Origin of the sequence: Parapedobacter sp., assembly GCF_035556095.1 — a bacterium.
Classification (GTDB): Bacteria; Bacteroidota; Bacteroidia; order Sphingobacteriales; family Sphingobacteriaceae; genus Parapedobacter.
On record NZ_DATMFT010000004.1, the window covers coordinates 256,056 to 269,088 of the forward strand.

Here is a 13,033-nt window from a genome sequence, read left to right on the forward strand (position 1 = left end):
CTTTCTATGTTAAGGTAAATGGATTACCGGTTACTTGCGGGGGCGTGGAGGTGCCGCATCGGGATGCTGCGCCAAGATGGCCTTGAGGGAATCGCGTACAGCCGGCTGTTCATCAGCGATGTTCTTTACCTCCATCAATCCGTTTTTGTAATCGTACAACTCGTATTCCACGGGCACAGTGGCATCGCCGACATCCCGCCACTCAACCAAGCGATAGCGATCGGTCCGAATGGCCCTGCCCAACCGGCCACCTCGTGGGAAACAATGGTAAGCGTGGTTGCGGATGCGTGCATCGGGGTTAGTCAACACAGGCGCCATGCTTAGGCCATCGAACGGCTGCGGCACCTGTGGGGCGGGCAAACCTGCAAGCGCGGCCAACGTAGGATAAATATCCACCGTTTCTGCAAGCTGACCGGTATGCGCGCCCGCCTGTCCTATACCCGGCGCGGCGATGATTAGCGGTATGCGGTTGGCCAGCTCGTAATTGACGTGCTTCGTCCACATCCCCATGTCCCCGAGCATGTAGCCGTGGTCGCCCCAAAGCACCACAATGGTATTATCATCGAGCCCGAGCGCTGCCAATTCGTCCAGCACTTTCCCGATCTGAACATCTACGTAGCTTACACCTGCGTAGTAGCCATGGATCAATTTACGGGTGAGACTATCCGGAAAAGGTTCTTCGGTAACCTGTGCGGGAATGGGAACATATTGGTCTATTTCGGTTCCGTATTTCACAGCATACGGCGGTGCACCGTCCGGCCGGGTGGTCCTAGTGGGCAAAGGCAGCTTATCCTCGTCATACAAGTCCCAATATCGCTGGGGCACTGAAAACGGAAGGTGCGGCCGGGCAAAACCCACGGCTAGGAAAAAGGGTTGTTCTGGCCGTGCTTTTAAGCTCCTGAGCCGCTCAACAGCGCGATTCGCTACTCGGCCATCTGCATAGGCATCGTCCTCCACGTCCGGTGATTCCCATGCAAGCCCACGAGAGAGCCCTTGGGCACTTTGATTCGAAAAAAGCGCCTCTTCGCGCGTAAACCCATTGCTTTTACTAACCGGGTCTACATACTCGATGACCAAGTCCCCGTGATGTGGTACACTCCAAGATGCCTCATCTTGGTAGGTGCCATGGCCGATATGAAACACCTTACCCATTGATTCGGTATGATAACCCTGTTGCATGAAAAACTGAGGTAGGGTAATTGCATCTGCATAATAATCGCGAAAATTCTGACCAAAACCGTAAATACCGGATGAAGATGATCGACTACCCAACATCAGGTTAAACCGCGAAGGAGCACATACAGCCTGATTGGAATACGCTTGTTCAAACAGCACACCATTAGCAGCCAATTTATCCATATTGGGTGTTATTGCCACCGGGTCTCCATAGGCGCCAATTGCCGGACGGAGGTCGTCTACCATAATCAGCAGGACGTTTGGTCGCTTCGGCTTGTCGATCGCTATACACGAACCACTGGTTAATATCGCTACACTCACGGCGCACAACACCGAAAGGCTCAATTGAAAATTGGTTACTGATTTAGTTAAATCCATGAGCGTGTTTAATCTCGTTTTATTGGTACATCTAGCGCTGCTCCTTTATCTCCCTGTGTCTCCATCCATCCCTGCAACTTCGCTAGGTAACTTTGTACCAGTGCTCTGTATTTAGGCTCCTCCGCCAGGTTTTTCAGTTCATCGGCGTCATTGGCGATATCATAGAATTCCAGTGCCGGCTTCGTTACAATACGCTCGGTCAGCGCTTTTGCATGATCATCATGCGCAGCACGGTCTACCCAGCTCGTCCATGCCAGTTTGCTATTGTTGGTATTCAACATGTACTTGATGTAATAGGTAGAATCGGGCGTCAGGTTCCAAATTAACTTGTATCGGAGATCACGTACACTCCGGATCGGATAAGCAGGCCCTTCGGGAATATTATTGTGGATGCCGTAGGCGACATCCCGGTGTTGCGTTTCTCCCATCGACAGCACCTGCTTGAAACTGCGGCCGTCCAATCCAGCAATCGGCTCCCCACCCACGATATCGACTAACGTGGGTGTAATATCTTCATACTGTACAATAGCATCAGTTTCCGTGCCCGACTTCACTATTCCAGGCCATTTCACGATCATCGAGCTTTTTTGTCCATTATCGTATAACGTCCATTTGCCGCCGGGAAATTGGGGGCCCTGTTCACCCAGGAAAATGACCATGGTGTGATCTGCCGTACCGGTTTCTTCCAGCAGGTTCATGATGTCGCCCACCTGATTGTCTAGCCGCCGTACCTCCGCAAGGTACTTTTGGAATTCGGATCTCGTGAGTTCCGTATCCACCCAATGGGCAGGTAAGACCAGTTCATCCGGATCAAATTCGCCGGGATCGCCAACAGTCCATGGTGTATGCGGATTGATGCTCATCACAAAAAGGCAATACGGTTCTTTTTGGAGGACGTAGTTCCTTACGCTATCCAAGAAATATTCGTCTGTCGAGGCCACACAATTCGGTTCAAACCCGTCTACCAAATCAAAGGGAAAAACAGACCTCGGTTTGGTCATATGGTCCTTTCCGGTAAGCCCTACCCGATACCCCAGGTCGTTGAGGTAATGGATCACACTTTTCAGATCACGGTCTACCGGCTTGTGGTTCTGGTATGCACCGTGTTTCACCGGATACAACCCGGTCAGCAACGATGCCCGGGTGGGTATACACATTGCTTCGGAAGCAATCATGGCATTGAATTTCATCCCTTCCGAGGCCAATTGGTCGATATAGGTTGTTTTCAGGTTCTGCCCGCCATAACAACTCAGTTGCCGCGAATCCAGGTCGTCTGCCATGATGACGATGATGTTTGGTTTTTCCGGCGACTGGGCCAATACTGTGCCGCCACAGAAAAACAACATAACGAGCAAGGCAGTCAGTGTACAATGGTCAGCTATTATCTTCTTCCTCATCCCAGTAAAAGTTACGCGTTCCTTATCGGTTATAATTGTCCGTATCACAAAGATACACCAAAGGACTGGTTTGAAACCACGATATGTTACCCCTTTGCAGTCAAATTATATCATTATACCCCGCTCAGGCAACGAGCAAATAACAAATCAGGCCTAAGCGACCTTAAGCCACCTCGTGCCTGGACCGACAGTCAGCGTACCACGCGCCGAACAATGCGGCCTTCTCTTTGCTGACATACCCCATCTTCGCCTCATGACTCCGGTCCGATCCCCGCCTTATCCTTTCCCGCCCCGAATGTGTGTTTTTTCCGTAGGTTTGCCGTATACCCTTCGGTAAAGCGCCGTCTTTTGGCCTTTTTACCGAGATATATATGGGTATCATACGGATATCGCACGGATGAGGGATAAGGGAAGGTGGGCTGAAGCATGGGATTGGCTGGGCTTTTCGGAGACGGGGCACACTGATGCCTGCCTTTCTTCTTCCCGTGTTCTCCCATCTCGCATGCCGTGCGCGGGCCGTACGCACGCCACACGCACGGATTTTCCGCATACGGCTCGCATCCACGCCGCATACCGCACGCGAGAAGTTAGAACAAAGGGAGAAGAACGTACGAGGAAAAGATGAGCACGTTTCAAGTACTGGTAAAATACTGGTAGTGTATACTATCGAGCAGAAAAGTAGGGAAAATAAACTACTATAAATTTAGGGATGCGTAAGAGATATCGTTACTGTTGACGACTCGGCCAACCGTTACAGTTTTTCGATTACTTCAATAGGCAGTTTATTAAACTTAGCAATTCGCTCATTTGAAATACCATCTTTCTTCATTTCACGAGCAGATTCCAACTTTTCGGCGTAAGCCTTGACAAGCTGCCCTCAAATGGAAACCTGAAAAAACATTTACCGTTGAAGAGGCTAGGGCCCACAGCAAAGCACTGGTACGTAAATGGGCCACCGTAAAATAAGCATCCGTGCGAGACAAACCAGACTACGGAAAACAAAAATAGCCGTCTCGCCTGAGGCGAGACGGCTTACGATAAATTTGCTACGAATTACCGTAATTTCACAACCTGTGAATAAATCGCCTGGTCTTTACCTACCGGGCGTAATCCAACCCTAGCGTATAGGGCCCTGCCCGATTGGAAATCGGTGTTGTTTGAGAGATCAATCGCATCAGTGACCGTACTTCCGGCAGCAACATCATCGATATCAACTCGAACCGTATACGACACGTCATCAACAAAAGACGTTTTGCCCACTAAGATCATCACATACTCGATATCCCGGCCACCTGCTACTTCGTTGATCTGAAACGAGGCATCGGCGCTGCTTCCGTTCAATGAAAGCTGCACGTTGGATAACGTATAGAATGGAGTTACCTCGACAGCTACATTCGCCGTGCCTTTCACATTAATTACGGTCGTATCGCGATCGTTTACCCAAGGGCCGTTGTTATCCCGGGTAACCAATTTATACTCACCATCAAACAACTTCGCTTCAAATGTACCATCCTGTCCCACATACACCGGAATGGGATCCCGCAATTCATACCCGTCTTGGTAAAGCTGTAGCTGTACCGCCTCACCCGTGCCACGGACACCCACAGGCTCACCGTTGTAAACGACCTGGCCAACCAATTTGGACTCCGGAGCGTCGTAGTTATCCAGTCCGCAACTGCTTACCGCAACTATCGCAGGAAGCAACAATATATTCAGATATTTTCTCATTGTCGTAATCATATAAAGTTATTGAAACGGATTCAATACAATCTTGGGATTCGAATTTCGCCAATCTAAGTCGATGAAATTATAATAGTTCCTTAACTCGAAATTGCGTGGATGCAGTGAGCCACTGAACACCAATCGGTCGAACACGTATTTTCCATCGTTCGGCGTGCCTGGAGCCACCACCAAATAGGGAAACAGGGCATACTGTTGGGCGGTTGGACTATTGACCACACCGTTCCATACGATATGCGCCCGCCGGAATCGCTTCAAATCCCAATACCGGTGGTTCTCAAAAGCAAACTCTACCCGGCGTTCCTGAATGATGTCATCCAGTGTAACACTCGTCAATGGCTGAATGCCGGCACGGTCCCGAATTTGGTTGATGTAGCCAACCGCTGCTGGCTGCTGGCCAAGTTCCATCGCTGCTTCAGCGGCAATTAGCACCGCTTCGGCAAAACGGAAGCGGGGAAACCACATTTCGCTGTTGCGCCCACGGGTGGAAGCCCCAGCAGCCTCATCCAGAAACTTACGGAAGAAGAAGCCGGTTTTATTGATGTACTGGTCATTGGAACGGGTTGGCCCGTTATCAGACGTAAGTAACCGCCCTGCGGCGTCACGCTCACCGGGTTGGCCTATGACCGTCTGCCAAGAGCCACTGTTCCACACCTTTTGCCCGGCTTGCAATTCCACCGGTATTCCTTTGAACTCCGCGTTTGGCAGGATGACCGTCCCCCCCAACCGGGCGTCTTTGTTGGCAAACGCGTCCAACGGGTCGTCGTAAAAAATATAATTTCCTTCATTATCCCGAATATGGATATCGCCGTTGCGATCGTCTGTATACTCGTAATCTTCCACCAAATTCAGGATAGGACCGGCATAAGCACGGTCGATATCTTCGGCGTGCGAACCGGGGATGTTTCTCGTTGTAAAGGCCGTCTGCTGCCCCGTACCCGGATAGATGCGATCCTGTGCCCAGATGACCTCGGTATTGCCATCCTTTACACTTAGCACTTCATAGAAATTACGTTCCAGGTCATCCGGCTTCTTTAACTGTAGCTCATACGGACTGTTATCGATTACATCTTCCGCAGCGGCCAATGCTTGCTCGTAATATCCGGCAGCGCGATCAGCCGGAATCCCTACTTCGCCTCCGGGTGTGCGGATAGGGCTGGGCATCTTGTTGTTATAATTGGCTAACGACCCTGCGTAAATGGCTGCCCGCGCTTTCAGCATCAATGCGGTCCATTTATTAGCACGCGCGGAATGAGTGTTGGTTTCGTCAGACAACAAGGGTGAAATCGCATCACACTCGGCAATGATATAATCGTATAAACCCGCTTCCGTAGCGCGCGGGTATTGTAATACCGTGACATCCATACTGGGTTCGTATTCAAACACTTCATCGCCTACGATTGGCATGCCGCCTAGCCCTTTGGCCATGTTAAAATAGGTCCAGGCGCGGAGGAACCTGGCTTCTCCTTCGTATACTTGTTTATCTTCTTCGTCGAGCGCCGTACTCTCGCGCAAACTTTGTAGGAATTGATTGATATTACGTATCAGCCCGTAATCGTACACCCGCCAAAGGTCATTACCGTAATTCTGGATATTATCAGGCCCGCCATCTGACTTCCCTGCCTCATCCAATATGGTGTATTGATAATCATCACCGATATGTTGTCCCCAACTGACCCGACCATAATAGTTGGCCAGCACCGAGCGGATCATTACCTCATCCTCGAAAATCTGTTCTTCCGGCAAAATCGTATCGGACTCACGCTCAAGGAAGTCTGAACAGCTGGCAAAGCAGGTAATCCCGACCAGCACCAGCATCTTGGCTATTGATTTATTTAAATTCTTCATTTTACTTTTTAATTAGAGGCACCTAGCCGTTAAAACTTCACGTTCAAACCAAAATTGAAAATCCGCATTGTCGGATAGCCCAATCCATTTGTATCCTGCATTTCGGGGTCTATACCAATCAGGTTAGTGAGCGTAAGGAGATTCTGTCCGGAGAAATATACCCGGACACCGGTTATGGATAGTGGTTCAAGAATCCGCGCGGGCAATGAATAACCGAAGTCCACATTGCGCAGTTTAATATACCGGATCTTTTGCTTCCAGAAATCACTGTTCCAGTAGTTGCTATGCTCACCATTACCAATCAAAAGCATCGGGTACTCACCCGGAATCAGCTCGCTGTTGGCATCCCAGATGTCGGACAGTTTCCAAGCACCATCGATGTAGTACTGCGGCATGTTGCCTCCATTCTGGAACGGGGTGCGCATTTCCCACTCTTTGTAGAAGGTATACATACCACCGCCAGAGAAATCCAATGCCAAATCGAAGCCTTTGTAAGCAAATGTGAAGTTGAACCCAAAATTCAAGGCAGGCGTAGCATCTTGGCGATACCCGATTGGCCGCTCATCCAAGTCATTGATTACGCCATCGCCATTCTGATCAATGTATTTCACGTCGCCCGGGCGCAATGTACGGTTACCTTGACGGTCGTTGTCTATTGGCCAATTGGCAATTTCGTCCCAACTTTGGAATTGACCGTCAGACTCCAGCCCCCAGTTAAGATAGCCAAACCGCTCTACGAGCGAGTTTCGATAGAAGTCCCACGAATTACTGAAGCGGGGTTTGTAGCGACCCCAATCGTAGAAACGGGAAAAAGTAATATTTCCGGCCAGTGAATAATTGAGTTCGCCGGCGCGATCACTCCACCGCACCACCCCTTCGTAACCACGGTGCATGTCGGAGTTCAGGTTTTCGTTGGGCAAATCGAAACCGACTTCGCTTGGTAACAACACATCATACCGCGACGCCGGAATACCCGTGCGTTTACGTTGGAAGAATTCAACGGTCGTCGTCAATCGGTTATTGAGAAACGCAGCATCGATACCAATATTGGTCATCTCGGCACGCATCCAAGATAACGTGGTAACCGGGATACCCCTAGGCTGTGTACCGACTATATATGCACCATCAATTACCGAAGAGGCGACGTTTACCCAATCGCCTTCCGCATTTCTGTACCTTTTGTAATTATAGCCGCTCATGTAATCGAACGGGTTATACCCAGCGGTATTGTCATCGCCAACCAGCCCGAACGACCCTCTGATTTTGAGGTCGTTGACAACCGTTGCAAGCGTGCTGTTCTGCCAGAACGATTCTTGCGAAATCCGCCACCCTACAGATGCTGCCGGGAAGAAGCCCCAACGGTCATTAGGCGGGAACTTCCATGAACCATCATAGCGCCCTAGCAACTCAACGAGGTATTTCCCTTCGTAGTCGTAATTGATCTTACCGATGTACCCCAACCGTGCCTGTGGGTTGTCTCCTTCATCATCATAGGTATCCATTGTTTCATAATCGATCAGCTCCAAGGCATTGGCGGTGGGAATGGAGTGCAGCCACGTGGTCGGCGTTTTACGAAGAATGGTTTCTAAGCCCCCAACTACGGCAATCGTATGGCCCCCAAAGGCCTTGTTGTAGTTTAACTGTACGTTGGAAGTCATTTCTTCTACGTGGTCCATGGCACGCTCCCGCCAAGGGTTGTTGTTTTCAAAAATGACCGGATAAGTATCGGTGGCCTCGTCGTACTCATACAACTTATACGTATACTCGTGGTTATCCATCCGTCGAGAGGCGTAGTAATAGCCCACTAATGCTTTGGCTGTCAGACCATCAATGATGTCATACTCCGCATCAAAGTTCAGCTGGCTCACCCGCCAAGTCTCGGTTCGCTCGCCAGCTAAGTCATAGTTCAACCAGCCAAAGTTCGTACCGGGGTCAGTAGAGGTCAACGTTGGGTAATCGGGGTTATCGTTGGCAAACGGACGCACCGTCGGCAAGTTGCGGAACGTTGCGAAGCGTGGCAGCCACAGGTCGTCACCTCCCGGCACACCCGGGTTTCTCCGATACTCATGCCGCGCATTGTAATTTGCCCCTACGCGGAAACGGTCAGAAATCTGAGTGGTGATGTTCATCTGCACATTGGTCCGTTTAAAACCCCCATAGTTTACGATGACATCGTTTTGGTTGAGGTGGCCTAAGCTAAAATAATAGTTAATCTTTTCCGATCCGCCCGAAACGTTGGCATTCAGGTAAACTTGGGGCGAAGTCTCCCAAATATAATCGTACCAGTCAAATGGTACATAGCCTCTTTCTGTTCCTGCTCGCCACTTAGCCAGATCGTCGGCATCATATCGATAATCACCAACCCCTTGCACCGTTTCGGATTGGATGTAGCTCTCCACAAAACTCACCGCATCGGCAGGCTTCGGAAAGGCTGATAAATTCTGGAATCCATAATTCGAGGTCAGGCTGATGGTGTTTTTGGTGTTCCGCTTGCCCCGCTTCGTGGTAACGACTACGACGCCGTTTGCCGCACGCACGCCATAGATGGCCGCAGAGGCATCCTTCAGCACCGCTATTGATTCAATATCATTGAAATCGAGGTTATTGAACTGGCCGGCATCTTTCTGCACACCGTCAATGACGTACAGCGGGTCTCCCATATTACGGATCTGGATATTGGTGGATGATCCCGGCCGGCCGTCCGTCTGTCGGAAATTCAATCCCGGGATTTTCCCCACCAAGGCACCCGAAGTGGTTGATGAGAGTGATCTGCTGATATCATCCGAACTGATGGTGGAAATAGCCCCCGTCAATGTCTCCTTCTTCTGGACCAAACCAAACCCAGTCACGACGACTTCTTCCAGCGCTTCAGAAGATGAGACTAAATCAACGGACACGTTGTTGGTGTTTGCGCCCACCGCTACGACGGCCTGATCATAACCGAGGTAAGTAACCACTAATGAATCCCCGTTGGATGCCACGTCAATAGAAAATGTACCATCGACCGAACTCGACGTGGTTTGTTGGCTTACCACCGCCTTGATGGTTGCACTGCCAATCGGGGTGCTACCCTCAGCATCCCTCACCGTTCCGGTGATGGAACGGGTTTGGGCCATTACTATGGATAGTCCGACACACCATAGCAATGCTACAAATAACGCTCTGCGCATAATTCTGTTGTTTTGTTTTAATTGTTTATAACTTGTATTGATTTAACCCTGCATTCAAACCGTCTGCCCGAAATTGCACCACAACATAAACTGGCCCTTTTGAGGCCTTGTTAAACACATGTAATTCGTGGGATATAGACTATCTCGGCAATTTCAGCCCAAGCCCGGCACGGTAGGTGGATTAACCGGACGTTAATGATAATGACTGAAGTGGCTCTTCCGGCAAGTAAACAATACCGTCAGCGCCCGAGAAACACTTTCCCTATTTGTCACCCCGAGGTTATACTTTTCTATAACGCAGGCTTCAAAACCACGGAAAATGAATATCCGTTTTTCTAGTAAACAAGAAATATGGCAACATGTTCATCGCATCGTATTAAATTGCCCTTATCACAAAGGTAGACGGGTATATACTCGGAAAACCGCAATATGTTGCCCTTTTATAGTCAAATTATATCTTACGTCAGGCCTAAAATGGCTTGCCACGGGCATAGCAGTAGATATTCATAGTAATCAACCCTCCCTGCAACGCCGGCCGTAGGGGACACAGGCATTGCAGGGAGGGAAGGGAGGGAATCAATTACCACTCTATAGACTGGTCTTCGTCAGGAATCTGGGTATTCAACTGACGCTCTAAAATCAACGATCCGTTAACTTTGTAGTTGATATCGACATTGGGGACCATGGTGTAATCCGTAAACTCATAATCGATGTTGTTGATCGTTATGTAACGGTGCAGTAAATAAGGCCGAACGGCATCCATCTGCTCGGTGACCGTATAACTGGCGTCCTTATTCACCTTAAACTTCATGTCCGGATTATCGGCCCGGAAGATAACGCCACCGGTTTCGGTGAATGTCGCATAGACTTTATAGTCACGGCGGTCCTGCCGCTCTTCATCGATGTTTCCCGCATAGAAAAAGATGGTATTTTCATCGACAACATAGCTCCGTATTTCACTTTTAACGATTGGCGTTTCGTTTTCGTAACCTTCCATACTTATTTTCAGCGCAGTGCCACTATACGTGCCCGAATAGTCATTGAACGGGTTAATACGTAAAAGCGCTTTCCGGTAGTGCTTCCGGGGGTTCGCTTTATAATTATAAGAAGGGTCGTCTACGATGGTTAGTGGGAGCACCCACTTATCCGTCATGTCGATATCTTTGAGCGTAAAGTCGATTGCCAACAAGGCGGTACTTTGGCCTGCCGGGATGTCGACCGTCGGTGATACCGTAAAATACTGACTGCTCAACGCCCGATAATAAAAGTCGTCCCGGTTTTGGAAACGCTCGTAGTTCAGTACGTCTAACGTATCGGGATCCACGGCAACATGCACGGTCATACCCTGCTCAACGGTGGTGGACCCACTAACGATCAACGGTTGTTGAAAAACGGTCTTCTCATCACCTCTATACCGAACGTAAATGTTGGATATCCCTTCGTTTGTGAGTGGCGCTTTAAACGACACAAGGTGTTCAAACTGCTCGTCTTTCCATTCGTCGTTACAGGAGCCGAAGATAACCAACAGCGAAAATAGAAAGATTGTTATATGTAACTTCTTCATCAGTTTTTGTTTAATGGTAATGGAGCCTGAGCTTCATCCTATACTTATATTATTAATCATTATATGTCCATCCCGGGTTTTGGGTAAGGCGCTCATTACGTTTCAGCTCACTATGGCTAATCGGCCAAAACCACATCTTGTCGGCAAAAGTGGTTTTAAGTGCCCACACCGCTACAGGCTGATGGAAAAGATCCCGCTCGTTTTCATTCATCAATACGTTGCAGCCATAAACCGGCAGTGCCTCTTCCGTAGGTGCGTCCATCCAGCGGCGCAGGTCGTAATAGCGTTTCCCTTCACCCATCAGCTCGATGAAACGTTCGCGTTTCAATGTTTTTCGCAGCTCATCCTTATTGCTGTATATATCCGCCGGATAGTCAGGCACGCCGCCACGAATACGGACAGGGTGGATACCCCGTTGCATTTGGGTGATGTCGCGACTGATGGTATAGTTTTCTCCCCGCCATGACGGGATACTGTAGGAGCCGTCGAGCTCATTCAATGCCTCAGCGTACGCGAGTAGGATGTCGGCATAGCGAATGGCAGGCTCGGCCTTGGGGACGATACGGCTGATGGCCCCACCCTCGTAGGTATCACTGGGATGTACAAACTTCTTGACACCGAACCCCGTACGTAGCCAGTACGCATTGGACGAGTTGAACCCGTTACCCCGATTATCATCGCGGTAATAGAACACCTGTTGGTTCCGGTTACGCTCCTGTGTTTCATTGAGCAAGGTCCAAAAGCTACCGTTGTAAGCCACAGACGCATAAAAGCGAGGCTCGCGGTTGGCGTATTGCAAAGAGACACCCGGCCGCAGCGGTCGATACATTCCGGCATCATAATCTTCCTGGGTTACATAACCACCCAAGCGGTCGGAGCCGTCACCACGGCCGATTTCCTTGTCTTTCCCGGGCACATCGGCGCCATTGTTCATGTAATATGCATCGACCAGTTTCTGGGTTACGCCATGGGTATTCCAGCCGGTGGCCGAGCGGGGCAATTGGTGCGCAACCATGGCAGAGATGCTTTCCCCTCCTTGGTTGTTACCTCTCGTAAAGATCAGCTCCGGGTTTCCAGACGCTTGCAGCGTACCATCAAATACTTGGGCATACGACTTTGCTGGGTCGACATTCGCCCAGCCTTCCGGCCAGCTTTTCTCCGAGAAATTGTTGTCCGCCGGTGGAACAACGGTGGCATCGTCCCCAGTTTCCTGCAAAGGTACCCAGTAGAGTTCATAAACGCCAAGCTCGATGACGTCTCTTGCTGCTGCGGCGGCTTTCGCCCATTTCTCTTCATCATAGTCGGGAGAAAGCAGGCGATTCCCTACATCGTCAGTCAGTTGGGTGGCGAAGGCCGATGTATTTCCATTGGCCAACGGACTTGCTGCAAAGAGCAACGCCTTGGCCCGGGTAGCCAATGCTGCCCCAGATGTAGGACGGGCCGACCCATCCTGACCGCGTGTCATTCCCAGTGCTTCCATTTCTTTCGCGGCCTGTAGCATTTCACCGCTGATGTACTCGGCACATGCTTCATACGTGCTACGGGGAACGGCCAGTTCATCATAACTCTCCGTATAGTCCAACCCCTCATCGGGCAGTAACGGAATGGGGCCGTATTTGCGTAGCAATAGCCAATACAGATACGCTCGCGCGAAACGCGCCTGCCCACGGTAATCGGCAATCTCGACCTCCGACATCTCGGTGTTCATGTGCACATTGTGTATAAGTGTAGTCGCGTTCCGGATTCCCCGGTAACACTGT

The 13,033-nt window shown here is 50.0% G+C and carries 8 protein-coding genes; all 8 read right to left on the reverse strand.

Translation table 11 applies throughout. From position 1 onward, the window contains the following. Positions 1–30: 30 nt before the first annotated feature. The gene (locus VNQ80_RS02000; protein ID WP_325635771.1) at positions 31–1,554 is read right to left on the reverse strand and encodes a sulfatase; all 1,524 of its coding nucleotides are present in this window, start codon (positions 1,552–1,554) and stop codon (positions 31–33) included. A gap of 8 nt (positions 1,555–1,562) precedes the next feature. Further along, complete coding sequence (locus tag VNQ80_RS02005; protein ID WP_325635772.1) at positions 1,563–2,951, reverse strand: sulfatase; 1,389 nt, start codon at positions 2,949–2,951, stop codon at positions 1,563–1,565. A gap of 163 nt (positions 2,952–3,114) precedes the next feature. Beyond that, positions 3,115–3,501, reverse strand: a complete 387-nt coding sequence (locus tag VNQ80_RS02010; RefSeq protein WP_325635773.1) for a hypothetical protein — start codon at positions 3,499–3,501, stop codon at positions 3,115–3,117. A gap of 503 nt (positions 3,502–4,004) precedes the next feature. Beyond that, positions 4,005–4,679: a DUF3823 domain-containing protein gene (locus VNQ80_RS02015; RefSeq protein ID WP_325635774.1), complete on the reverse strand. Its 675-nt coding sequence runs from the start codon at positions 4,677–4,679 to the stop codon at positions 4,005–4,007. An 18-nt stretch (positions 4,680–4,697) separates the two neighbouring features. After that, positions 4,698–6,539 carry a RagB/SusD family nutrient uptake outer membrane protein gene (locus VNQ80_RS02020; protein WP_325635775.1) on the reverse strand — a complete coding sequence of 614 codons (1,842 nt, stop codon included), beginning with the start codon at positions 6,537–6,539 and terminating at the stop codon, positions 4,698–4,700. Between the two features lie 29 nt (positions 6,540–6,568). Then, positions 6,569–9,709: a SusC/RagA family TonB-linked outer membrane protein gene (locus tag VNQ80_RS02025; RefSeq protein ID WP_325635776.1), complete on the reverse strand. Its 3,141-nt coding sequence runs from the start codon at positions 9,707–9,709 to the stop codon at positions 6,569–6,571. Between the two features lie 580 nt (positions 9,710–10,289). Next, a complete protein-coding gene (locus tag VNQ80_RS02030) occupies positions 10,290–11,273 on the reverse strand; it encodes a DUF4973 domain-containing protein (RefSeq protein WP_325635777.1) in 984 nt (327 codons plus the stop codon). A 52-nt stretch (positions 11,274–11,325) separates the two neighbouring features. Further along, on the reverse strand, positions 11,326–13,033 hold a 1,708-nt coding region (locus VNQ80_RS02035), incomplete at its 5' end, for a RagB/SusD family nutrient uptake outer membrane protein (protein WP_325635778.1).